General features: G+C 63.4%; 23 protein-coding genes. 13 read left to right on the forward strand and 10 right to left on the reverse strand.

Features of this window, described 5'->3' with window-relative positions; translation table 11 throughout:
• Nucleotides 1–314: 314 nt before the first annotated feature.
• The 4 genes from rplU to proB all read left to right on the forward strand — a co-directional run bounded on the left by rplU (nt 315) and on the right by proB (nt 3,768).
• Nucleotides 315–626 carry a 50S ribosomal protein L21 gene (rplU, locus tag R4P65_RS08440; RefSeq protein ID WP_230813976.1) on the forward strand — a complete coding sequence of 104 codons (312 nt, stop codon included), beginning with the start codon at nt 315–317 and terminating at the stop codon, nt 624–626.
• Between the two features lie 42 nt (nt 627–668).
• Nucleotides 669–938, forward strand: a complete 270-nt coding sequence (rpmA, locus tag R4P65_RS08445; protein WP_003944532.1) for a 50S ribosomal protein L27 — start codon at nt 669–671, stop codon at nt 936–938.
• 230 nt (nt 939–1,168) lie between these two features.
• On the forward strand, nt 1,169–2,620 hold the full coding sequence (gene obgE / locus R4P65_RS08450) for a GTPase ObgE (RefSeq protein WP_019749068.1): 1,452 nt from the start codon (nt 1,169–1,171) through the stop codon (nt 2,618–2,620).
• Nucleotides 2,621–2,664: 44 nt separating this feature from the next.
• Complete coding sequence (gene proB, locus R4P65_RS08455; RefSeq protein ID WP_317826176.1) at nt 2,665–3,768, forward strand: glutamate 5-kinase; 1,104 nt, start codon at nt 2,665–2,667, stop codon at nt 3,766–3,768.
• On the opposite strand, the gene R4P65_RS08460 is transcribed toward proB, so the two are convergent.
• Complete coding sequence (locus R4P65_RS08460; protein WP_317826177.1) at nt 3,741–4,598, reverse strand: NAD-dependent protein deacetylase; 858 nt, start codon at nt 4,596–4,598, stop codon at nt 3,741–3,743. The two genes, proB and R4P65_RS08460, sit on opposite strands and share 28 nt — an antisense overlap.
• A gap of 50 nt (nt 4,599–4,648) precedes the next feature.
• On the opposite strand from R4P65_RS08460, the gene R4P65_RS08465 reads away from it, so the two are divergent.
• The gene (locus R4P65_RS08465) at nt 4,649–5,170 is read left to right on the forward strand and encodes a VOC family protein (RefSeq protein ID WP_317826178.1); all 522 of its coding nucleotides are present in this window, start codon (nt 4,649–4,651) and stop codon (nt 5,168–5,170) included.
• 44 nt (nt 5,171–5,214) lie between these two features.
• Here R4P65_RS08465 and R4P65_RS08470 read toward each other — a convergent pair whose 3' ends face one another.
• From R4P65_RS08470 to R4P65_RS08510, 9 genes are all read right to left on the reverse strand, one after another.
• Entirely contained in the window at nt 5,215–6,147 is a 933-nt protein-coding gene (locus R4P65_RS08470; protein WP_003944513.1) for a D-isomer specific 2-hydroxyacid dehydrogenase family protein, read from the reverse strand.
• Nucleotides 6,148–6,156: 9 nt separating this feature from the next.
• Nucleotides 6,157–6,555: an ectoine synthase gene (locus R4P65_RS08475; protein ID WP_003944463.1), complete on the reverse strand. Its 399-nt coding sequence runs from the start codon at nt 6,553–6,555 to the stop codon at nt 6,157–6,159.
• Nucleotides 6,556–6,570: 15 nt separating this feature from the next.
• Nucleotides 6,571–7,833, reverse strand: coding sequence for a diaminobutyrate--2-oxoglutarate transaminase (ectB, locus tag R4P65_RS08480; protein WP_230813966.1), 1,263 nt, complete (start codon nt 7,831–7,833; stop codon nt 6,571–6,573).
• Nucleotides 7,834–7,881: 48 nt separating this feature from the next.
• Nucleotides 7,882–8,397 carry a diaminobutyrate acetyltransferase gene (ectA, locus tag R4P65_RS08485; protein ID WP_317826179.1) on the reverse strand — a complete coding sequence of 172 codons (516 nt, stop codon included), beginning with the start codon at nt 8,395–8,397 and terminating at the stop codon, nt 7,882–7,884.
• A 160-nt stretch (nt 8,398–8,557) separates the two neighbouring features.
• Nucleotides 8,558–10,657: a RecQ family ATP-dependent DNA helicase gene (locus R4P65_RS08490; RefSeq protein WP_317826180.1), complete on the reverse strand. Its 2,100-nt coding sequence runs from the start codon at nt 10,655–10,657 to the stop codon at nt 8,558–8,560.
• Between the two features lie 39 nt (nt 10,658–10,696).
• A complete protein-coding gene (locus R4P65_RS08495; protein ID WP_317826181.1) occupies nt 10,697–11,518 on the reverse strand; it encodes a MerR family transcriptional regulator in 822 nt (273 codons plus the stop codon).
• 169 nt (nt 11,519–11,687) lie between these two features.
• The gene (locus R4P65_RS08500; protein WP_317826182.1) at nt 11,688–12,554 is read right to left on the reverse strand and encodes a ribokinase; all 867 of its coding nucleotides are present in this window, start codon (nt 12,552–12,554) and stop codon (nt 11,688–11,690) included.
• Nucleotides 12,551–13,993: an MFS transporter gene (locus tag R4P65_RS08505; protein WP_317826183.1), complete on the reverse strand. Its 1,443-nt coding sequence runs from the start codon at nt 13,991–13,993 to the stop codon at nt 12,551–12,553. Before R4P65_RS08505 ends, R4P65_RS08500 begins: the two co-directional genes overlap by 4 nt.
• 243 nt (nt 13,994–14,236) lie before the next feature.
• Nucleotides 14,237–15,340, reverse strand: a complete 1,104-nt coding sequence (locus tag R4P65_RS08510) for an NADH:flavin oxidoreductase/NADH oxidase (RefSeq protein ID WP_317826184.1) — start codon at nt 15,338–15,340, stop codon at nt 14,237–14,239.
• A gap of 172 nt (nt 15,341–15,512) precedes the next feature.
• On the opposite strand from R4P65_RS08510, the gene R4P65_RS08515 reads away from it, so the two are divergent.
• The 8 genes from R4P65_RS08515 (at nt 15,513) to R4P65_RS08550 (ending at nt 22,780) form a co-directional block, all read left to right on the forward strand.
• Nucleotides 15,513–16,799, forward strand: a complete 1,287-nt coding sequence (locus tag R4P65_RS08515) for a glutamate-5-semialdehyde dehydrogenase (protein ID WP_317826185.1) — start codon at nt 15,513–15,515, stop codon at nt 16,797–16,799.
• A gap of 39 nt (nt 16,800–16,838) precedes the next feature.
• Nucleotides 16,839–17,750 (forward strand): MoxR family ATPase, encoded by a 912-nt coding sequence (locus R4P65_RS08520; RefSeq protein ID WP_317826186.1) that lies wholly within the window; start codon nt 16,839–16,841, stop codon nt 17,748–17,750.
• An 8-nt stretch (nt 17,751–17,758) separates the two neighbouring features.
• Nucleotides 17,759–19,222, forward strand: coding sequence for a vWA domain-containing protein (locus R4P65_RS08525; protein WP_317826187.1), 1,464 nt, complete (start codon nt 17,759–17,761; stop codon nt 19,220–19,222).
• 18 nt (nt 19,223–19,240) lie between these two features.
• Entirely contained in the window at nt 19,241–19,960 is a 720-nt protein-coding gene (gene nadD, locus R4P65_RS08530) for a nicotinate-nucleotide adenylyltransferase (protein WP_269590744.1), read from the forward strand.
• Nucleotides 19,961–20,034: 74 nt separating this feature from the next.
• On the forward strand, nt 20,035–20,481 hold the full coding sequence (rsfS, locus tag R4P65_RS08535) for a ribosome silencing factor (RefSeq protein ID WP_003944502.1): 447 nt from the start codon (nt 20,035–20,037) through the stop codon (nt 20,479–20,481).
• Nucleotides 20,478–21,152, forward strand: coding sequence for a histidine phosphatase family protein (locus R4P65_RS08540; RefSeq protein WP_269590745.1), 675 nt, complete (start codon nt 20,478–20,480; stop codon nt 21,150–21,152). Before rsfS ends, R4P65_RS08540 begins: the two co-directional genes overlap by 4 nt.
• Nucleotides 21,139–21,921 (forward strand): diglucosylglycerate octanoyltransferase, encoded by a 783-nt coding sequence (gene octT / locus R4P65_RS08545; protein WP_019749052.1) that lies wholly within the window; start codon nt 21,139–21,141, stop codon nt 21,919–21,921. Before R4P65_RS08540 ends, octT begins: the two co-directional genes overlap by 14 nt.
• Before the next feature lie 4 nt (nt 21,922–21,925).
• On the forward strand, nt 21,926–22,780 hold the full coding sequence (locus R4P65_RS08550; protein WP_317826188.1) for a DegV family protein: 855 nt from the start codon (nt 21,926–21,928) through the stop codon (nt 22,778–22,780).
• The last annotated feature ends 63 nt before the right edge of the window (nt 22,781–22,843 follow it).

A 22,843-nucleotide genomic window follows, 5' to 3' on the forward strand; every position in this document is an offset into this window, starting at 1 on the left:
ACCGTCGTTCGGTCGGTTGGATGTCTTGGCGATGAGCTAGGACATCCAACCGTTATCCGAAGTTTCAGCTGGTAGAAGCAGTACAGAGTAGTGAGCACCACCCCTCGGCGGGGCGGTTTGACCCTGACGGTTGCTTTCCCGTAACCTTGGAGGGTCGCCACCCGGCGGTAGAGATTCCGTGTGCCTAGAGTGCGCGTGAATGTCCCGGTACGTCAGTACCGAGCCGAGGTGACATAAACCAGACCAGTCGCGATGCATTTGAAGCCTCAGGCAGCAGCGCGAGCAAGTTCGAAGAAGCAAGGGGTAGCCCTCCGATGGCAACGTACGCGATCGTCAAGACCGGCGGAAAGCAGTACAAGGTCGCTGTTGGTGACCTCGTCAAGGTCGAGAAGATCGAGGGTGAGCCCGGCACTGCTGTCTCGCTTGCTCCCGTTCTCGTGGTCGACGGATCTGACCTGACCACCGACTCGGCCAAGCTGGCCAAGGTCGCAGTCACCAGTGAGATCGTCGAGCACACCAAGGGCCCGAAGATCCGCATCCACAAGTTCAAGAACAAGACCGGTTACCACAAGCGTCAGGGCCACAGGCAGCCGATCACGGTGCTCAAGGTCACGGGCATCAAGTAACCAGTTCTTTCTAGCTAATTTCACCCGAGGAGGGTCAATAGCATGGCACATAAGAAGGGTGCATCCAGCTCCCGTAACGGTCGCGATTCAAACGCCCAGCGCCTCGGCGTGAAGCGCTTCGGCGGCCAGTCGGTCAGCGCAGGCGAAATCCTGGTTCGCCAGCGCGGCACGCACTTCCACCCCGGCGTCAACGTCGGCCGTGGCGGCGACGACACCCTGTTCGCTCTCGCTGCCGGTGCAGTCGAGTTCGGCCAGAAGCGTGGACGCAAGACCGTGAACATCGTTCCGGCCGTCGTTGCGGCTGAGGTCTAGTCTTTCTCGCTAGTTGTGCGTCATCGGTTCTACTTCGGTAAGCCGGTTCTGCTTTCGGTAAGAGAGTGACGCGTTCCAAGCTCCCGATAGGGGCGGACCAGGGTTGAAATAACCCGGTCCGCCCCTATCGTTTGTTTAAGCAGTACCTGGTTATCCCGAGCAACCCTGCTCACCAGAAGTTCAGCTCATCGCGTGAGACCCGCAATTGACTGAGGAAGGATCCGGCAGTCATGTCCCGATTCATTGACCGTGTTGTGCTGCACGTCAGCGCTGGAAAAGGCGGCAATGGTTGCGCCTCCGTACACCGCGAGAAGTTCAAACCGCTCGGCGGTCCGGACGGTGCCAACGGAGGTCGCGGTGGCGACGTCATCCTTGTAGTCGACGAGAACATCCACACCCTCCTCGACTTTCACTTCCATCCCAACGCGAAGGCGACCAACGGCAAGCAGGGCGCCGGCAGCAATCGCGAGGGTGCAAACGGTGAAGACCTCATCCTCAAGGTCCCCGATGGCACTGTCGTTCTCGATACCGACGGCAACGTGCTGGCCGACCTCGTGGGAGTCGGTTCGCGCTACGACGCCGCTCAGGGCGGCCGCGGCGGACTCGGTAACGCAGCGCTGGCGTCGAAGGCCCGCAAAGCTCCCGGTTTCGCACTCCTCGGTGAGGACGGTGTCGAGCGTGACCTGGTTCTCGAGCTCAAGTCGGTAGCCGACGTCGGTCTGCTCGGATTCCCCTCTGCCGGTAAGTCTTCGCTGGTGTCCGTTCTGTCGGCGGCCAAGCCGAAGATCGCCGACTACCCCTTCACAACTCTGGTCCCCAACCTCGGTGTTGTCTCGAGCGGTGACACCACCTTCACCGTCGCCGACGTGCCCGGGCTGATCCCCGGCGCCAGCGAAGGCCGCGGTTTGGGCCTGGACTTCCTGCGCCACATCGAACGCTGCGCCGTGTTGGCGCACGTGATCGACTGCGCCACTCTCGATCCGGGACGCGACCCGATCTCTGACATCGACGCCTTGGAAGCAGAGCTGGCTGCATACACGCCCGCGCTCTCCGGCGACTCGGGACTCGGTGACCTCGACAAGCGTCCGCGGGTCGTCATCCTCAACAAGACCGACGTTCCCGAGGCAGCCGAGTTGGCCGAAATGGTCACGCCTGAGATCGAAGCCCGCGGATGGCCGGTCTTCACTATCTCCGCAGTGAGCCGAGAAGGCCTGCGACCGTTGACCTTCGCGCTGGCGAAGATGGTCCGTGACTACCGCGAAGCCCATCCGAAGCCCGAGCCGAAGCGCCAGGTCATTCGCCCGGTCAAGGTCAAGGATTCCAGCTTCACGATCGAGAAGGATCCCGATATTCCCGGCGGATTTGTCGTCCGCGGCACTCGCCCGGAGCGGTGGATTCGGCAGACCGCCTTCGACAACGACGAAGCCGTGGGCTACCTCGCAGACCGTCTTGCTCGATTGGGTGTCGAGGACGCATTGGTCAAGAAGGGCGCTCAGCCAGGTGCTTCCGTCACCATCGGTGACGTGAGCTTCGAGTGGGAGCCGATGACGCCGGCCGGTATCGATCTGACCCGAACGGGCCGTGGAACCGATCCGCGTCTCGATCAGGTGGAGCGCATCGGCGCCGACGAGCGCAAGCATGCTCGTCGCGTCCGCCGCGGTCTGCTTGACGAAGACGCCTGACACACGCGATTTCAGGACGAAAACCGAAGAGAGGGAACGGGACTGTGCTCGGGTCCACCAGGGAGTCGATAGCGTCGGCTCACAGTATCGTCGTGAAGATCGGGTCGTCTGCGCTCACCAGTCTGGTCGCGGGACTCGATACTCACCGACTCGATCTGTTGGCCGATGCCATCGAGGCCCGCATGCGTGCGGGTTCCGATGTTGTCGTCGTCTCGTCCGGTGCCGTCGGAGCTGGATTGGCACCGCTGGGACTGACTAAGCGACCGCGGGATCTCGCGACCAAGCAGGCCGCGGCCAGCGTCGGACAGTTGGCGCTGGCTCACGCCTGGGGTACGTCGTTCGCCCGTTACGGGCGCACCGTCGGGCAGGTCCTTCTCACTGCGGATGACATCGCTCGACGGACGCAGCACCGGAACGCTCAACGGACGCTCGATCGTCTGCGGGCGTTGCACGCGGTGGCAATCGTGAACGAGAACGACACTGTCGCCACCACCGAACTTCGGTTCGGTGACAACGATCGGCTGGCTGCTCTGGTTGCGCATCTGGTCGGTGCCGACGCGTTGATCCTGTTGTCGGATGTCGACGGTCTCTACGACGGCGATCCCCGAAAGGGCGATGCCACACTGATTCCCGAGGTCAACAGTCCCGAGGATCTCGACGGTGTGGTTGCCGGTTCGGGTGGCGCTCTCGGTACCGGAGGCATGGCGTCAAAGCTCTCAGCAGCACGCCTGGCCGCTGATTCCGGAGTGCCGGTTCTGCTGGCCGCAGCCTCGGACGCCGCGCAAGCACTCAGTGGTGCCGATGTCGGAACCGCTTTTGCGCCGCGGCCGACGCGATTGTCGGCTCGCCGATTCTGGGTCCGTCACGCCGCCGACACACAGGGCGACCTCCACCTCGACGACGGCGCCGTTCGCGCGGTCGTGTCCAAGCGTCGAAGCCTGCTGTCTGCGGGCATTGTCGGTGTATCCGGTGACTTCCACGCCGGCGACGTCGTGTCCCTGATGGGGCCGGGGGAGAAGCCCGTCGCCCGGGGTGTCGTCGCATTCGACGCTACGGAGATCGAGGAGATCCTGGGGCGCTCCACCACCGATCTACCGGCCGACATGCAGCGTCCCGTGGTTCACGCGGACGACTTGGTGGCGCTGTAACTGTCGTGCTCGACCAGGGCGGAAAGTGCTTCAGCACAACCGACTTCGAGCTTGAGTTCGGCGAATTCGTCGCCGCGAGTCGTTCCGCGATTGACGATGGCGATCGGCTTCCCGGTCTTGGCGGCATGCCGAACGAAACGCAGACCGGACATCACCGTCAACGACGACCCGGCTACCAACAGTGCATCGGCTTGGTCGACGAGGCTGTATGCACGGGCCACACGTTCCTTGGGGACGGATTCACCGAAGTAGACGATGTCCGGCTTGAGTAGCCCACCGCACACGGCGCAATCCACGACGCGAAAGTGTGCGGTGGATTCGATCACGGCATCTGCATCGGGCGCGATCTCGACTCCTGTTGCAGCAGCGACTGTTTCGGCGAATCCTGGGTTGGCTTCTTCCAGTCTCTCCGCGAGAGTGGTGCGGGAGATCAGCCGCTGGCAGCTCAGGCATCGAACCTGCGCGTAGGTGCCGTGGAGGTCGATGACGTTTCGCGCGCCGGCCTTGGTGTGCAGGAGGTCGACGTTTTGGGTGATCACACCGATGGCTCGCCCTGTTCGCTCGAGTGCCGCGACGGCTCGGTGGCCCTGGTTGGGTCGCGAGCTGTCCATGTATCGCCAGCCGATGTGGTTGCGCGCCCAGTAGTGCCGCCGAAACGCCGGATCGCCGATGAACTGCTGGAACGTCATCGGATTGCGCGGGGGTGAATCAGGTCCGCGGTAGTCCGGGATTCCGGAGTCGGTGGAGATGCCGGCGCCCGTCAGAACTGCCAGGCGACGGCCGGCCAGGAGCTCGGGAAGGGCGTCGAGGCGGCTGTTGTCGGTAGGCACCATTCCAGGATAGGCGCGTGTGCGAGACGGAGGCGCGGAGGAAGTCCGAAATGTTCAATAGAACACGTGTGCGATCGTCAATACTCGTAGACATGAACACAGTGAACCCAATCCCTGCTGGTTACCGCACGATCACTCCCTACCTTGCGGTGCCGGACGGTCATGCCGCACTCGACTACTACAAACGAGCACTTGGAGCCGAGATAGTCGATGCGATGAACGCACCTGACGGCTCCCTCATGCATGCGGAGATCCGGATCGGCGATTCGATGCTGCAACTCTCGCAGGAGATGCCGGACTTCGGTCTCAAATCACCGCAGGACGGCTGGGTGCATTCGTCGATCGTCGTCTACATCGAGGACACGGACGAGTTTGTCGCTCGGGCCGTCGCCGAGGGAGGCACGCTGGTCACGGCTGTGGCCGATACATTTTCGGGCGACCGGCATGGGGTGTTTCTCGATCCTTTCGGCCACAGGTGGGCAGTATGCACGAAGGTCGAGGATGTACCTGCCGAGGAAGTCGCTCGCCGGGCGCGGGCGCTCTTCTTCCCGGATACGGAGTCGCCACAGTAACTTTCGGCAGCTTTCGCCGGATCATTCAGGCTTCGGCGGCGTGCTCAGTATCCGGCGACGGGGTCCACGAGGGCAGCCAGCGCCTCACCCTTCGCGAAGCGGGTCACGTTCTTGGAGACGTGATCCGCGAACGCGGCGGGGCGAACGCCTGGCGGATTGGAATCGTGGGGTGTGATGATCGCATTCGTCAGATCCCACAGAGGGTGACCGTCCGGGAGGGGTTCGGGATCGGTGACGTCGAGACCGGCGCCGCCGATCTGTTCCGACTCGATTGCCTCGACCAGCGCGTCGGTGTCGACCAGTGATCCGCGCGCGACATTGATCACCCAGGAATGGGGTTGCATCGCCGCCAACTGCGCACGGCCCACGAGGTGACGGGTGGCCGGGGTGGCCGGGGCGGCAATCACGAAGTGATCTGCGCGAGAATAGATTTCATCCATCCTGGATGCGGGGTACGTGGAGATCGCCCCGGGAACCGGGCTACCGGAACGATTGACTGCGATGCTGTCCGCCCCCTGCGCGGCCAGCATCGGAATCAGCGCGCGGCCGATACCGCCTGCGCCGATGATCGCAACCGTCGAACCACGAAGGGTGCCGATCTTGGGAAAGAACTCGAACTGACGCCACGTTCGAGCTTCGATGTGCGCGGGCAGGTGACGAACTCCGGCCAACAGCAGCATGAGCGCGTGCTCGGCCACCGAAGCCGAAAACGCGCCGGCCGCCGAGGTCCACGTGATATCCGTGTCCTTCGGAATCACACCGGAGTCGAACCAATCCTCGATTCCCGCCGACGGCAGCTGCACCCACCTGACCGACGCCGGTAACTCAGACGGAAATGTTTCGGGTGAGCCCGCCCAGATCAGGGCGTCGGCAGTGTCGATCGGACTGATCAGACCACCGCCCCGAAGCACCGCGCTGTCGAGCAGTGCATCGGGGACGGGGCCGATCGCTACGCGTGGAGAGGTGTCAGTCGCCATGACTAGACGCTACGCGGGGACCTCCACCAGTGGGTAGACACCGTTCTCGTCGTGTACCTCGCGCCCGGTGACCGGCGGATTGAAGACGCACAGCATGCGCATCTGCGTGTCGGGCTCGACCCGATGACGCTCGTGGCCGTTGAGCAGGTACATCGACCCCGGTGCGAGGTCGTATTCCTTGTTGTTGTCGAGGTCGATCAGCTTGCCGGTGCCCTCGACGAGCCAGACGGCCTCGACGTGGTTGGCGTAATGGAACTCGTTGACCGAACCCGCCTTGATGGTGGTCTCGTGGAACGAGAACCCGACGCGGTCGCCGCCGAGGACGATGCGCTTGCTGCGCCAGTTGCCGTCCTCACTCGTGATGTCGCGGTCGGTGTCGGTGATCTCGGTGGTGGTGCGAACGATCATGGGAGAGTCCTTCCTCTAGCTGCAGACCTTGAGTGTCGCCTCGGCCAGGATGGAGAGGCCGTGCTCGAGCTCTTCGTCGGTAATCGTCAGTGCCGGAAGCAGTTTCACAACCTGGTCGGAGGGTCCGGAGGTCTCGGCGAGCAGTCCCTCGTCGAATGCCAGCTGGCAGACCTTTCCGGCGCGCTCCGGCTGGTCGAAGACCAGGCCCTGGACCAGGCCGCGTCCGCGGTGAGAGACCTCGCCGGGGAACTGATCGGAGAGATTGGCGAAGCATTCGCTGATGCGTGCGCCCTTCTTCAGCGTTGTCTTGGTCAGTGCGTCGTCGGACCAGTAGTGGTCGAGTGCCACCTTGGAGGTGACGAACGCCGGGTTGTTGCCACGGAAGGTGCCGTTGTGCTCGCCCGGTCCCCAGACGTCGAGTTCACGCTTGAACAGCGTGAGCGCCATGGGCATTCCGTAGCCGCTGATCGACTTGGACAATGTGACGATGTCGGGAACGATTCCGGCCTCTTCGAAGGAGAAGAACGGGCCGGTGCGGCCGCAACCCATCTGGACGTCGTCGACGATCAGCAGGATTCCGCGATCCGAGCACAGTGTTGCCAGCGCCCGAAGCCATTCGGGGCGAGCGACATTGACGCCACCTTCACCCTGCACGGTTTCGACGATCACTGCCGCGGGGCGGTTGATTCCACTGCCGGAATCATCGAGAACGCGGGAGAACCACTGGAAGTCCTCGGTGACGCCGTCGAAGTAGTTGTCGAAGGGCATCGGTGTCGTGTGCACGAGGGGGACACCGGCGCCCGCGCGCTTCATCGAGTTGCCGGTCACCGAGAGTGCACCAAGTGTCATTCCGTGAAATGCGTTGGTGAAGTTGATGACTGCCGAACGTCCGGTGACCTTGCGAGCCAGCTTCAGTGCAGCCTCGACGGTGTTCGAGCCGGTCGGGCCGGGGAACTGGACCTTGTAGTCCAGGCCGCGCGGCTCGAGGATGTTGCGCTGAAAGGTCTCGAGGAACTCGCGTTTGGCGACGGTGGACATGTCGAGGCCGTGCGTGATGCCGTCGTTCATGATGTAGTCGACCAGTGCCGATTTGAGCACCGGGTTGTTGTGGCCGTAGTTGAGTGCGCCGGCGCCGGCGAAGAAATCGAGGTAGTCGCGTCCGTTCTCGTCACGAATCCAGGATCCGGATGCGCTGGTGAACACTGCGGGCCAGTCACGGCAGTAGCTGCGAACCTCGGACTCGAGGGTTTCGAAAATGCTTGCTTCGTTGATATTCATATCTTCTTTGTTCCTCCGGGGCATGCTGTATGCCGAGCGCGAAGTGCGCTAGGCGCCGATCGTGTAAAGATTTTCGGCTTCGTGTCCATCGGGAAAATCGTTGGGCGAGAACAAGGTCTGCCTGGTTATCGGTACTTCGCGTCGACGTGCGAGCGCAGTGAAGAGTGCGATCGAAGCCTCGTTGTCGGGGCTGATCGTCGTCTCCAGGTGTGTAACACCCAGCGGGGCAGTGCGATCCATCAAGTCGGACAGCATGCGGGCAGCAATTGCCTTGCCGCGCTGGTCTTCGTCGACCGCAACTTGCCACACGAACAGGGTTTCCTGCGCGCTGGGACGGGTATAACCGGAAACGAATCCGACTACGCGGCCGTCTACCTCTGCGACGATGGACGTCGCGCTGAAATCCCTGCACCACAACAGGTATGCATAACTCGAATTGAGGTCGAGTACCTTCGAATCACGTGCGATCTCCCAGAGCCGGACTCCGTCATGGATCTGTGGGCTTCTGAACAACACCGCGTCCGGCGCGGTGGTCGGGATAGCTCTCGTATCAACAGGCTTCATCGGTCATCTGAACGTAACAATCATTGCTGTCGAAGTCATGCAGATGTCCGTTTCGGGCCGTGGGGAACCCGTTGCGCCCCAGGTGAGGACATGAATGTGATGGTGCTCACATTATGTAACTTTTGCCGTTGTCGGAGCGACTATTTCGGGCAAAAACTCGCTATTTCGGGCTCGCGAGCGCCAACGGAAGTACAGAGTGAGCACCAGCCTGTCGAAGTGCGCGTGCGGCCATCGTGAAAGTCCAACCGGTATCGGCGATTGCGTCGACAAGAAGTATTGGTCCCTGGTGGATACTCATGTCCGGGACTTCCCAAACATCGACCAGTCCGGACACGCGATAGGCGGAGTTCGCTGCCGACACCGGAGGGTGGTCGGGTCGCAAGCGAAGGGTGCCCAGGTCGGTCAATCGCCCGACCTCGGCCAGCTTGGCAGCCAGGCTCGACACCAGCAACGGATGCGTCGTGGATTCGAGTGCCATGACACCGGTGGGGCGCTCGGCCCAATTCCAGGCCGCCAGAACGCTGATACACGCGCTGACCACCGCATCGGGTACCTCGGCGTCGGGACCGTCGAAAAGCGCGCGGAGACGTTGGCCCCAGCCCAGGTCCGACATCCGTCCGAGAATGCGTCCGGTTTCCGGTCCCTCGGTGATCTTCCCGGACAGCTTGACGCCCAGCTTGCTCAGGCCGGTCGGCCACATCTTGCGCGGCTCCAGGTCGAATCCGGGGCGCTGCAAGCGCGCCCGAGTCTCGTCGAGGGCGGCTGTGTCGACAGTGGTGTCGTAGCGATCGCCGGTGCAGTTGTCGCAGCGACCGCACTGTGAGTTCTCCGAGGTCAGGCCCGGATCGTCGAGTTGTTCACGCAGGAAGGTCATTCGACACGTCGTGATGCTCTGGTACTTGACCATTGCGGCCTGCTCGGCCTGGCGAGCGTCGTCGAGTCGGCCGTAGCGCTCGGCGTCGTACACCCAAGGTTCGCCGGTGCTGATCCAGCCGCCCTTGACACGTTTGACCGCGCCGTCGACGTCGAGGACTTTGAGGACCATCTCGAGACGCGTTCGATTGAGCTCCACCAGAGGTTCGAGTGCCGGTGTCGACGTGGCCTTTTCGGTGTCGAGGTGCTCGATGACGCTGCGGACGAGATGCTCGCGGGGGAAGGCGACCGAGGCGAAGTAGCTCCAGATCTGCTTGTCCTCGGCGCCCGGCAGCAGGATCACGTCGGCCCTGTCGGTGGAACGACCGGCGCGGCCCACCTGCTGGTAGTACGAGATCGGCGACGACGGTGCGCCGAGGTGGACGACGAACCCGAGATCAGGCTTGTCGAAGCCCATCCCGAGGGCCGAGGTGGCCACCAGGGCCTTGACACGATTGCCCAACAAGTCCTGCTCGAGGGATTCACGTTCGGTGGGATCGGTCTGGCCCGTGTAGGCAGCGACGGTATGCCCGCGTTCGGAGAGCAGGCTTGCGAGGTCTCGTGCGGCCGAGACCGTCAGTGTGTAGATGATGCCCGATCCCGGCAGCGTCTCGAGCATGTCGGCGAGCCAGGCAGCGCGCGCCGTCGCCTCGGGAATGTGAACCACGGAAAGGTGAAGCGACTCGCGTTCGAGCCCGCCGCGAAGCACGAGCGTTTCCTCGCCGCCGACGCCGAGTTGGGCGGACACGTCCTCGACGACTCGGTTGTTGGCCGTAGCCGTGGTCGCGAGGACGGGAATGCCCTCGCCGAGTTCGGCGATCAATGTTCTGATGCGCCGATAGTCGGGACGGAAGTCGTGTCCCCAGTCGGAAACACAGTGGGCCTCGTCGACCACTACCAGGCCGGCATCAGCTGCCAGGGACGGAAGAACCTGATCGCGGAAGTCGGGGTTGTTGAGGCGCTCGGGGCTGACCAGCAGTACGTCGAGATCGTTGGCTGCAACGCGGGCGTGGATGTCGTCCCACTCGGTGACGTTGCCCGAGTTGATGGTTGCGGCGCGCACCCCGGCACGCTCGGCAGAACTGACCTGGTTTCGCATCAGGGCCAACAACGGAGAGACGATGACCGTGGGGCCGTGGCCTGTTGCCCGGAGCAGCTTCGCCGAGATGAAGTAGACCGCCGACTTGCCCCAGCCGGTCCGCTGTACGACGAGCGCGCGTTTGCGCTGCACCACCAGCGCCTCGATGGCCGTCCACTGGTCCTCGCGTAGGCGGGCATCCGGCCCCGCGAGTTCGCGGAGCAGCCGCTCGGCTTCGTCGCGCATGGCTGGGGCAGTGGCGGTGGTCATGGACCCCATGGTGCACGACCCTGCCGACACGTGCGGGCTTCAGGCCTTGGCAACAGGTTCCTGCAGCTCGGTGACCCAGCCGTCGACATCCTCCGGGCACGCCAGCGTCACCTCACGGCTGGGGCCGGCATTGCGGTATCCCGCTGCGTCGATCCATTGAGCCAACGCCTGATAAGCGGGCAGGCAGTTGTCCATCGAACCCTTGTGCAGCAGCGAGGCCACTTGCTCTTCGGCCCGCAGGTCCACCACAGCGAACTCGTAGTCGCCCTCAGGATCCGCGTTGACCGGTAGCGCCGCATGGACGACGACGTTCTCGTCGTCACCGGCATCCTCGTAGTACGCGACAGCGGGTCCGATCGGGACGACGCCGGCGCGATCCAAGCCGGTACAAAGCCGCTCGTACAGCCCACGAACCACCGGACCGATCGACGACGGATCCATCGTCTTGGCGGTACCGGTCAACTCCGCGACCCGCAGCGCCGGAACGGACTTGATCACAACCTCGTATGCGGACATCTGTCCCTCACTTTCGATGATGCGGAGGCGCGCCTGTACATGCGCCAGTCGCGCGGTGTCTTCCTGGATTCGGGTTTCGAGCTCTGCTCGGCGAAGCGTGAGCATCCCGCGGATCTCGTCGACGGTGATCGCTGACTCCACCACCTGCTGGACCTGGGTCAAGGTCAGGCCCAACTCCTTGAGCGCGACGATGCGGTTGAGCAGCGCCAACTGGCCCGCGGTGTACGAGCGATACCCGGTGGATGCGTCGACCCTCGCGGGTGTGAGCAGGCCGATGGCGTCGTAGTGGCGGAGCATGCGCACCGACACACGACTGGCTCTCGCGAAGTCTCCGATGCTCAACATGGTTGCTTGCCCCGTTTCTCCCTCACGAACCCGACACCTACAGGTTTACGACCTCACACGGTGTCAGGGTCAAGCCGAGCTTTCCGTGTCAAGGTCAAGCCGAGCTTTCCGTGTCAGGGTCAAGCCGAGCTTTCCGTGTCAGAGTCAAGCCGAGCTTTCCGTGTCAGAGTCAAGCCTGACGCTTCAGCACTTTCTCGATCGCAGCGCGAGTGGGTGACGACACCGAAGCGCCGCGAACCGTCGTCGCCAGGCTTCCCGCCGTGGCACCGAACTGCAGGGCGCGTTCCTGGTCCTGCACCCACTCCACGGCGAAGGCCCCAGTGAAGGCATCGCCTGCGCCGGTTGTATCCACGGGGGTCACGGCCGGGGAGTCGGCGTGAATTGTCTTCTCGCCCGACCTGAGATCCGCGCCGCCTGCCCCGAGCGTCGTGACGAGGTATCGGACGTGACCGGTGACCGCGGCCAACTGCTCCGACTCCGTCTGGTTGACGATCAGGATGTCGACAGACTCGATCAGGGCGCCCGGAAGGTCTTGTACCGGCGAAGGATTGAGGATGACGGTTGTTCCGTTGGCACGCGCGTGCTGGGCCGCTGCGGTGACCGTGTCGAGGGGTATTTCGAGTTGGCACAGGAGAACGTCGGCGTGTGCGATCGCGTCGAGGTCTGCATCGCACAACGAGGTGACCGAGGAATTGGCGCCTGAGACGACGATGATGTTGTTCTCCGCGTCCTCGCTCACGGTGATGGCGGCAACGCCACTCGGGCCGTCGACACTACGTAGCAATGCGGTGTCGACGCCGGCGCCTTCTAGCGTGTCTCGCAACTGGGTGCCGAAACCGTCGTCGCCGACCGCTCCGATGAACGACACGTCGCCTCCTGCCTTCGCGGCGGCGATGGCCTGATTACTGCCTTTGCCTCCCACTGTGGTGGCAAAGGCAGTGCCGAGCAGCGTTTCTCCCGGAGCGGGAAATCTGGCTACTGAGGTGGTCAGGTCCATGTTGATACTGCCGACGACGACGATTCGAGGCGTGCTCATACCTCGAGGCTATCGGCCTTCATTCTCTTTCGACGAACCTTGCGGATGATCCGACGTGCTTCCTCGTCGGTGGCGACGGAGGGCGGCGAACCGTCGAGTGGCTTGCGGGCCGTCTCGGGGATGAGCAGTACCGCGATACCGCCGATCACTGCGGCGATCATCATGTACATCGGCGCGACCAGGTTGCTGCCCGTTGCACTTTCGAGGGCAGTCAGCACCAGGGGAGTGGTTCCGCCGAAGATGGAGACCGCGAGGTTGTATCCGATTGCCAAGCCGCCGTACCTGATTCCGGTCGGGAACAGTGCGGGCAGCACCGACGGGAACACTCCGACGAACAGCAGGAGCAATCCGCCGAGAATTGCGAGTCCCAGGAAGACTGTCACGTAATTGCCGACGCCGATCAGCAGGTATGCGGGCAGGGAAAGGACGAAGAATCCGATGAAGCCGCTGAGCAGCAATGGTTTACGCCCGACTCGGTCCGAGAACTTTCCGACGTAGCTGATTCCCATCATCATCACGATCATGACGATGATCATCAGGATGAGTCCGTGGGATTCGTCGTAGCCCAACGTGTTTGTCAGGTACGTCGGCATGTAGCTGAGCAGGCCGTAGTGAGCGATGTTGTACGTGGCCACGAGAACGATGCACAGGACGAGCGGTCGCCAGTTGTCGACGAGAGTTTCGCGCAGTTTCTTGCCGGTGGATTCGTCTGCGAGGGAGCGCTCTTCGGCCTGCTCCATCATCTGGAACGCGGGGGTTTCTTCCAAGCGCAGACGGAGATACAGGCCGATGAGACCCAGCGGTCCGGCAATGAGGAAGGGGATGCGCCAGCCCCACTGGAGGAGGTCCTCGGCGCTGACGACGGTCTGGATGATCGTGACGATGCCCGCTGCCGCCACATATCCTGCCAGGGTGCCGAATTCGAGGAAGCTGGCGAAGAATCCGCGCCGCTTGTCCGGCGCGTATTCGGCGACGAACGTACTGGCCCCGCCGTATTCGCCGCCGGTGGAAAAGCCCTGCAGTAGGCGTAGGAGTACCAGCAGGATCGGGGCGGCGATACCGATGGATTCGTAGCTCGGGATGAGGCCGATGGCGAAGGTACTGCCCGCCATCAGAATGATGGTGGTGGCCAGGACTTTCTTGCGTCCGATGCGGTCACCGAGCGGACCGAAGAACAATCCGCCGAGTGGGCGGACGATGAAGGCTGCCGCAAAAATTGCAAAGGTGGAGAGGAGTTGAGCGCTGCCGCTCGCGTCCGGGAAGAACACTTTTCCGATAGTGGTAGCTAGATATGCGTAAACGCCGAAATCGAACCACTCCATGGCATTTCCGAGCATCGTCGCCTTGACAGCGCGCTTGACGGACGCATTGTCGGTGACGCAGACATCGGGTGATTCGGCCACTTCGAGAGCGCTGATCGAGTTCTCTGGTGTAGTCATGACATGCGCTCCCCAGCGCAATCATCGAACCGAGCGGGGCACGTACCTGATGCACGCTTCTTTTCGTTGCCCACTCGCCGATGAGCCGGTCGGGAAATCGAGCGTCCGCGTGCCCTGTGGCTCGTTGCGACCCCCGTCGCACGGCTCTGGCCCGCGGCAGTGTCCGGAGCCCACAGGGCTCCGGACTACCGGCAAGTAAGACGCTTACGCTATCAAAGTTGTGCGCGGGCGCCGATTTTCGGGCTAGAAGGCGCGGGCGTACTGCGACGGGATATGTGGTCCTACCTCGGCGTTCAGTTCCCGGGCCGCCCGGCGCGCCCAGTAGGGATCACGCAGCAGCTCGCGGCCGAGGAGCACCGCCACTGCGCTTCCGTCCTCGACGATCTTCTCGGCCTGTTCGGGTTCGGTGATGAGGCCGACGGCGGCGGCCGGTAGCAGGCTCTCGTTCTGTAGCCGACGGGCGAACGGAACCTGGTATCCCGGTTCCACCGGAATCTGCGCCGCCGGTGAATTACCGCCGGTGGAGACGTCGACGAGATCCACTCCGTAGTCGGAGAGGATGTTGGCGAGGGCAACGGTCTGATCGGCGGTCCAGCTGTCGACTTCCAGTCCGCGCTCTTCCGTCAGCCAATCCGTCGCCGAGACCCGGACGAAGAGCGGCAACTCGGCCGGCCACACCTCGCGGACGGCACTCAGGATTTCCAGGAGCAACCGAATGCGGTTCTCGAAGCTTCCGCCGTAGCGGTCAGTTCGCTTGTTGCTCTCGGGGGAGAGGAACTGATGGATCAGGTATCCGTGAGCCGCGTGAATTTCCACGACCTTGAATTCGGCCTTCAGTGCGCGGGTTGCCGCCGCTGCGAAGTTCGCGACGACCTTTTCGATGCCCTCGGTGGTGAGCTCGACCGGATCGGCGAGATGGCCGAACGGAACCGCGCTGGGAGCCACTGTCTGCCAGGACAGACGGTCATCGGCTGGCAGGCTCTTGCCTCCGCGCCACGGAACCTGCGTCGACGCTTTGCGTCCGGCGTGTGCCAGCTGGATCCCAGGCACTGCGCCGAAGTACGCGAGTTGTGCGTTGATCTCGGCGAAGGCTTGCGCCTGCGTGTCGTTCCAAATTCCCAGATCAGCTGCCGATATCCGGCCTTCGGGACTGACGGCCGTCGCCTCGGTGAGAATCAGGCCGGTGCCGCCGATCGCGCGGCTCACCAAGTGCGTGCGATGCCACTCGTTGGGCACTCCGACCTGGTCGCCGATGACGTCAGCCGAGTACTGGCACATCGGTGCCATCCAGACGCGGTTCGGGATGGTGACGCCGCGCAGGGTCAATGGCTCGAACAACACACTCACGGATGGCTCCTGACTCGAAGAAGAAGGTCGGTGGGTGCAACAGTGCCTCGCGCCGGAATTGTTCCCCGGCGGTCCGCCGAATTGTTCCCCGGCGGTCCGCCGAATTGTTCTCGGGTGGTCACAGCCTTGTTCCGCCGAGCAGGCCGCCACGGTGGGTGGTTAATGTGTATTCATGACCGCTGTGACATCCACCGCAGAAACCGTCGACTCGAATGCGTCCGACACCAAGGCCGTCGTGCACGACGCCGCCCGCCGAGCCCGTAAGGCCTCGCGCGTCCTGGCTCTGCTGACCACCGCGCAGAAGGACGCTGCGCTCCACGGCGCAGCCGACGCGGTACTCGCGGCCAGTGATCGGACTCTCGCGGCCAACGCTCTCGATATCGACGCCGCGAAGGCCGGCGGCACCGAGGAATCACTGCTCGACCGTCTTCGGCTGACCGCTGACCGGATCGAGGGCATCGCGTCGGGTTTGCGTCAGGTTGCCGGGCTACCCGATCCGATCGGTGAGGTGCTTCGTGGATCAACTCTGCCGAACGGCTTGGAACTACGCCAGCAGCGCGTTCCGCTCGGTGTCGTCGGCATGGTCTACGAGGCTCGCCCCAATGTCACCGTCGACGCTTTCGGGCTGACTCTCAAGTCGGGAAATGCTGCGCTGCTTCGTGGTTCGTCCTCGGCAGTCAAGTCCAACGAATCGTTGGTGGAGGCGCTGCGCGCGTCGTTGGTTGCTCAGGGCCTCCCCGAGGACTCCGTTCAACTTCTGCCGAGTGCGGATCGGTCGACGGTCACACACCTCATCCAGGCCCGCGGCCTCGTCGATGTAGTCATCCCGCGCGGCGGTGCCGGCTTGATCAGCGCAGTCGTGCGTGATGCCACCGTGCCCACCATCGAGACCGGTGTCGGCAACTGCCACGTCTACGTTCACTCGGCCGCCGATCTCCTGATGGCCGAGAAGATTCTTCTCAACTCCAAGACCCGTCGGCCCAGTGTCTGCAATACAGCCGAAACCGTGCTGGTCGACGCTGCGATCGCCGAGACCGCCGTGCCGAAGCTGCTTGAAGCGCTCCAGATGCACGACGTTGTAGTGCACGGTGAATTGCCGGGACTGGTCCCCGCCACCGAGGACGACTGGTCGAAGGAATACCTCACCCTCGACGTCGCTCTCAAGGTCGTCAAGGACTTGGACGCTGCCGTCGAGCACATCGACCAGTACGGAACGGGCCACACCGAAGCCATCGTGACGTCCGATCTCTCGGCTGCCCGCGAGTTCACCGCTCGCGTCGACGCCGCGGCAGTGATGGTCAACGCGTCGACTGCATTCACCGACGGTGAACAGTTCGGATTCGGCGCCGAGATCGGCATCTCCACCCAGAAACTGCACGCGCGCGGCCCCATGGGGCTGCCGGAACTGACGTCCACGAAGTGGATCGTCTGGGGCGACGGGCACACCCGACCCGCCTGATCTTTCACCAGACTTGCCCCACCTCTCAAGGAGTTAACCGTGGACCGAGCACTTCCCGACACGACGCCGTTCTTCTCGACCGTCGACGACGTGATCGAACGTCTGGCCGAAACCGGCTACCTGTCCGACAAGGCCACGGCCACCTCGGTGTTCCTGGCCGACCGCCTGGGCAAGCCGCTGCTCATCGAGGGCCCGGCCGGTGTCGGAAAGACAGAACTCGCCCGCGCGGTCGCGCAGACCACGGGTGCCGAACTGGTGCGTTTGCAGTGCTACGAGGGTGTCGACGAGGCTCGTGCGCTGTACGAGTGGAACCACGCGAAGCAGATTCTCCGAATTCAGTCGGGCGGGGCGAGCGGGGCTAGGGGTGATGTCGCAGTTGACCACAGCTGGGATTCGACGAAGGCGGATGTGTTCTCGGAGGAGTTCCTTCTCGCACGTCCACTACTCAAGGCCATTCGCCGCGAGGACCCGACGGTGCTGTTGATCGACGAGACCGACAAGGCAGACGTCGAGATCGAGGGACTGCTCCTCGAAGTCCTCAGCGACTTCGCGGTCACGATCCCCGAGCTCGGAACTATTACCGCCACCCGCAAGCCCTTCACTGTGTTGACCTCGAATGCCACTCGCGAACTCTCCGAGGCACTCAAGCGTCGTTGCCTCTTCCTGCATCTCGACTTCCCGGATGCGGACCTCGAGCGCCGCATCCTCGCCAGTCGGGTGCCGGAACTGCCCGAAGCGATTGCCGAGCAGCTGGTCAACACCATTCGTGTTCTTCGCGGAATGCAGCTCAAGAAGGTCCCTTCGGTGTCGGAGACCATCGACTGGGGCCGCACACTCCTGGCTCTGGGCATGGACACTCTCGACGACGATGCCGTTCGCGCCACGCTCGGCGTGATACTCAAGCACCAGTCGGACCAGGTGCGTGCCGCCGCTGAACTTCGGCTGAACTGAGGTCTGACATGGCTCCCGCAGGATCGACGTCGCCGCTTTCGCCTGGCGGCCTGGCAGCGCCGCACGGGATTCCCGGTCACCTCGTCGATTTTGTCGAGGCGCTGCGACGACGCGGAATCATGGTCGGACCGTCCGAGACCGTCGACGCCGGTCAGGTCATGTCGGTTCTCGATCTGCTCGATCGTGAGGCTCTTCGTGAAGGGCTGGCGTGCTCGCTCCTGCGGAGGCCGACCCACCGGGCCACGTTCGATGCCGTCTTCGATCTGTGGTTTCCCAAAGCGATCGGTGACCGGGCGGTCGGAGACGTCGACGTGTCACTGCCTCGTAAGCCCGACGGTTCGATCGATCTGCAGGCCTTGCGTGAGCTGATCGCCGAATTGCTGACAGACGGCAGCGACGAGGCGATGGAGTTGACCGAACTTCTCACCGCGGCAATGGTCGAGGAACTCGGGCAGTACCAGTCGAGCAACGGCCCGTCGTTCTCCGCTTACCAGGCACTGCGCGACGTCGCGCCGGAGACTTTGCTCAACAAGATCCTGCAGGGTCTTCTCGGCAATCAAGAGGGTTCCGGGTCCGAAGGCAAGGACAACTCCGACTATCAATCCGAGGTCGCCAAGCGCACGGCAGCGCAGCGCATCGCGGACTTCCGCAAGATGGTCGAGAAGGAAACGCGTCGACGCACCGCTGAGAATCTGGGCAAGGAACGGGTCGCCACGTACGGCGTTCCGAAACTCGCCGAGGAAGTCGACTTCCTGCGGGCCTCCGACGCCGAACTGACCACGCTGAAGAAGAACGTCGCCCCCCTGGCTCGTCTGCTGGCCAGCCGTCTCGCTGTGCGTCGTAGCCGCTCCCGCGCGGGTTCGATCGACCTGCGTCGCACCTTGCGCAAGTCCATGTCGACGGGTGGAGTGCCTATCGATCTGGTGCAGCGCAAGCCGAAGCGAGCGCGGCCCGAACTTGTGGTGATGTGCGACGTATCCGGCTCGGTGGCAGGGTTCAGCCATTTCACCCTGCTGCTCGTCAACGCGTTGCGCGAGCAGTTCTCGCGCGTGCGGGTGTTCGCGTTCATCGACACGACCGACGAGGTCACGCGGTTCTTCGACTCGAACGCAGACCTCGGGTCCGCGATGTCACGGATGGTGCGTGAGGCCGAACTGATCACCTATGACGGCCACTCCGACTACGGACACGCTTTCGGTGTGTTCCAGGAGAAGTTCGCGCAGAGCATCACCAGTCGCACGTCGCTGTTGGTCCTGGGCGACGGTCGCAACAACTACCGCGATCCCAACCTCCAGTCGCTGTCGCAGATGGTGGCAGTAGCCAAGCACGCGCACTGGCTCAACCCTGAGCCGAAGGGGCAATGGGGGACGGGCGACTCCGCTGCAAAGGTCTACAACGAGGTCATCAGCATGCATGAGTGCCGCTCGGCCCAGCAGCTCGCTGAAGTCGTGTCCCGACTGCTGCCGGTCTGACCCGTAAGCTCGACACTCGTGCAGAAGGGACTATCGGTGGAACGTGCTCGACGCCTCGGAGTGATGGGTGGCACTTTCGACCCCATTCACCATGGGCACCTCGTTGCGGCGAGTGAGGTCGCCGACAGGTTCGGACTCGACGAAGTGATCTTCGTCCCCACCGGACGGCCCTGGCAGAAGCAGGGGAAGGGCGTCAGTCCTGCCGAGGACCGTTACCTCATGACGGTCATCGCCACCGCCTCCAACCCGCGGTTTTCCGTCTCTCGGGTCGACGTCGATCGTGAGAAAGTCACGTACACCGTGGACACACTGCGAGACCTCCGGGCCTACCACCCCGACGCCGAACTCTTCTTCATCACCGGTGCCGATGCGCTGGCCAGCATCCTTTCCTGGCAAGATTGGGAAGAGTTGTTCGCATTGGCGAAGTTCGTCGGGGTATCGCGACCGGGTTTCGATCTCAATGCCGAACACCTGGCCGGTCACCTCGACACCATGCCCGCCGACGCGGTCACGTTGATAGAGATTCCGGCACTTGCCATTTCGTCGACTGAATGTCGGCGTCGGGCAAGTGAAGACCGCCCTGTCTGGTACCTGGTGCCGGACGGAGTGGTGCAGTACATCTCGAAGCGGAACCTGTATCGACCTGTCGACGCGGAGCGCCGCGACGGAGCTACAACGATGTCGGAGCCCGCGCCGGGGAAGTCGGAAGCCGTCCCGGGCGCAACCGACTCGAGCTAGCCGGGAACTAAAAACACGTTCTCGCTTGCCGAGAACAATCTGTATTTTCTGAAGACGAAACTGGAGAACATCGAGTGAGCGCAAACACCGAAGCCATCGACATGGCACGCATCGCGGCCCTGGCAGCCGACGAGAAGCTGGCCACCGAAGTGGTGGTGCTCGATGTGTCCGAACAGCTTGTCATCACGGACTGCTTCGTGATCGCGTCCGCGACCAACGAGCGTCAGGTCAACTCGATCGTCGAGAACATCGAGGATCGCCTCCGCGAAGCCGGACACAAGCCTGTCCGTCGTGAAGGCACCCGCGAGGGCCGCTGGGCACTGCTCGACTACGCCGACATCGTCGTCCACGTCCAGCACGACGAGGAGCGCAACTTCTACGCTCTCGATCGCCTGTGGAAGGACTGCCCGACGGTCGAGGTCGAAGGTCTCGGACAGAACCGTCCCGGCCCCGCCGACGCCAACACGGTGTTCGAGACCGACACGGTTTCCGAGCCGGACGCGCAGGATCCCTCGCTGTGACTTCATCGGCGCCCAGTGCGGCGTCGAACCCTGTCCGCCGACTCATCCTGCTACGTCACGGGCAGACCGAATACAACGCCGACTCTCGGATGCAGGGGCAACTCGACACCGACCTGTCGGAGTTGGGGCGTACCCAGGCCAAGAGTGCAGGTCCGGTGATCGCCGATCGCAAGCCGTTGACGATCGTGTCCTCGGATCTGCGTCGGGCGTACTTCACGGCCGTCGCTGTCGGTGATGCCGCCGGACTTCCGGTCCTCACCGACACGCGTCTGCGTGAGACACACCTGGGCGAATGGCAGGGCCTGACCCATCACGACGTCGACGAGCGCACTCCCGGTGTGCGATCTGCCTGGCGGGCAGATGCCACGTTGGCGCCGCCCGGCGGTGAAAGCCGAATCGACGTCGCTAATCGCAGCCTTCCCGTAGTTCACGAACTACTCCAGACGCACCCGGACTGGGCCGAGAGGCCCGTGGTTCTGGTGGCGCACGGAGGTTTGATCGCGGCACTGACAGCGGCATTGCTCGACCTGCCCATCGATCGCTGGGCCGTCCTCGGCGGATTGGGAAACACAAGTTGGGTGCAACTCAGCGGACATGGTGACGTCAAGTCGATCGAGTGGCGACTCGACGTATGGAATGCTTCTGCGAGTGTCGCAAATGACGTCCTCTGAAAGTGCCGACGGGCAGCGCCCCGTCCTCCTTGTGCTCGCGGATTCGCTGTCGTATTTCGGCCCCAAAGGCGGCCTCGCGGCAGATCATCCACGCATCTGGCCCAACATCGTGGCCGACGAACTCGGCTGGGATGTCGAGTTGGTCGCGCGTATCGGCTGGACGTGCCGCGACGCGTGGTGGGCACTGACTCAGGATCCTCGTGTGTGGGCGGCGGTGCCGCGGGCCGGCGCCGTCGTGTTCGCGGTCGGCGGTATGGACTCGCTGCCGTCCCCATTGCCTACCGCGCTCCGCGAGACCATCCGCTACGTTCGTCCTCCGGCGCTTCGACGCGTGGTGCGCGAGGGCTATCAGTGGCTGCAGCCGCGGCTTGCACCTCTGGGCCGCCCGGTCGCCCTTCCTCCCAAGCTGAGCGTCGAGTATCTGGAAAGCTCGCGAAACGCGTTGGAGTACATGCGGCCGGAACTGCCGATGATCGCGACCCTGCCATCCGTGCACCGCAGCGATGCCTACGCGAGCGTGCACGCCGGCCGGCCGGCCGCGGTGTCCGCGATCACCGAGTGGGCAACGGAGAAAGACGTTCCCGTGGTCGACCTCGCGGATGCAGTGCGAGACAACGTCTTTTCCGAGAACGGCAATCCCGACGGTATCCACTGGGGTTGGGACGGTCACGTCGGCGTAGCCCGCGCGATGATCGCTGCGATTCGCGGGGTGGAGTCGAAGAAAGTGGTTTCGCCGCAACTGGTATCACCGCCGAGCGAAGTCGGGTAGCAGAATGCCGGTCGTCGTCGTCACGGATTCCTCCGCCTGCATCCCGCAGGAGTCGGCCGACGCATGTGGCATTCAGGTGGTTCCCCTCCATGTGCTCCGTGACGGCTGCGACTTGCGTGAGGGTGTCGACGCAATGCCGAACGATCTGTCGGGAGTGACAACGGCCGGAGCGTCGCCCGCCGAGTTGTCCGAAGCGTACGCACGCGCCCTGGAGATGAGCGACGGTGACGGTGTCCTCGCCATTCATATTTCACGTCAGCTCTCGGGAACGTGGGAAGCCGGACGAGTCGCTGCCCAGGAGTTCGGTGGCGCGGTCCGGATCGTCGATTCACAGTCCGCCGGAATGGGTTTGGGATATCCCGCTCTCGAAGCTGCACGCTTGGCCGAGAAGGGTGCCTCACTCGAAGAGGCGTACGGCCGGGCGGTCGACGTCGCAAGCCGTGGGCGCTGCTACATCGTGGTCGACAAACTTGATCAGTTGCGCCGGGGCGGACGAATCGGAACCGCGGCTGCGTTGCTGGGTACTGCATTGGCGATGAAGCCGATCCTGCATCTGGTGGACGGCAAGCTCGTGCTCGGCGAGAAAACACGCACCACCACCAAAGCGCTTGCACGCTTGGTGGATTCGGCAGTCGAACGCGCCGGTCTCGGTCGTGTGGCGATAGCCGTGCATCACATGCGAGCACGAGAGCGCGCGGACGGGATAGCCGAACAGTTGGCCGAGCGCATTCCCGATGTAGCGGAATCCGTGGTCACCGACTTCAGTGCGGTTATCGGAGCGCACGTCGGAGTCGGCGCGATCGGTGTTGTGGTGTGTCCGCTACCGGACATCGACATCACGATCGACGCGAGCGCCTGATCGTTTCTCCACAACCCTGGAGTTCTCCACAGATTGAAATTGTTCGTCGTTGGCGGCGAGGTC

It is taken from the genome of Rhodococcus sp. IEGM 1318, from assembly GCF_033142465.1.
In the GTDB taxonomy this organism is placed as follows: domain Bacteria; phylum Actinomycetota; class Actinomycetes; order Mycobacteriales; family Mycobacteriaceae; genus Rhodococcus_F; species Rhodococcus_F qingshengii_B.

Coding starts and splice junctions, on each gene's coding strand:
- rplU (WP_230813976.1), top strand. CDS start 315: ATGGCAACGTACGCGATCGTCAAGACCGGCGGAAAGCAGTACAAGGTC.
- rpmA (WP_003944532.1), top strand. CDS start 669: ATGGCACATAAGAAGGGTGCATCCAGCTCCCGTAACGGTCGCGATTCA.
- obgE (WP_019749068.1), top strand. CDS start 1,169: ATGTCCCGATTCATTGACCGTGTTGTGCTGCACGTCAGCGCTGGAAAA.
- R4P65_RS08465 (WP_317826178.1), top strand. CDS start 4,649: ATGTTCAATAGAACACGTGTGCGATCGTCAATACTCGTAGACATGAAC.
- R4P65_RS08470 (WP_003944513.1), bottom strand. CDS start 6,147: ATGGCGACTGACACCTCTCCACGCGTAGCGATCGGCCCCGTCCCCGAT.
- R4P65_RS08475 (WP_003944463.1), bottom strand. CDS start 6,555: ATGATCGTTCGCACCACCACCGAGATCACCGACACCGACCGCGACATC.
- ectB (WP_230813966.1), bottom strand. CDS start 7,833: ATGAATATCAACGAAGCAAGCATTTTCGAAACCCTCGAGTCCGAGGTT.
- ectA (WP_317826179.1), bottom strand. CDS start 8,397: ATGAAGCCTGTTGATACGAGAGCTATCCCGACCACCGCGCCGGACGCG.
- R4P65_RS08490 (WP_317826180.1), bottom strand. CDS start 10,657: ATGACCACCGCCACTGCCCCAGCCATGCGCGACGAAGCCGAGCGGCTG.
- R4P65_RS08495 (WP_317826181.1), bottom strand. CDS start 11,518: ATGTTGAGCATCGGAGACTTCGCGAGAGCCAGTCGTGTGTCGGTGCGC.
- R4P65_RS08500 (WP_317826182.1), bottom strand. CDS start 12,554: ATGAGCACGCCTCGAATCGTCGTCGTCGGCAGTATCAACATGGACCTG.
- R4P65_RS08505 (WP_317826183.1), bottom strand. CDS start 13,993: ATGACTACACCAGAGAACTCGATCAGCGCTCTCGAAGTGGCCGAATCA.
- R4P65_RS08515 (WP_317826185.1), top strand. CDS start 15,513: ATGACCGCTGTGACATCCACCGCAGAAACCGTCGACTCGAATGCGTCC.
- R4P65_RS08525 (WP_317826187.1), top strand. CDS start 17,759: ATGGCTCCCGCAGGATCGACGTCGCCGCTTTCGCCTGGCGGCCTGGCA.
- octT (WP_019749052.1), top strand. CDS start 21,139: ATGACGTCCTCTGAAAGTGCCGACGGGCAGCGCCCCGTCCTCCTTGTG.
- R4P65_RS08550 (WP_317826188.1), top strand. CDS start 21,926: ATGCCGGTCGTCGTCGTCACGGATTCCTCCGCCTGCATCCCGCAGGAG.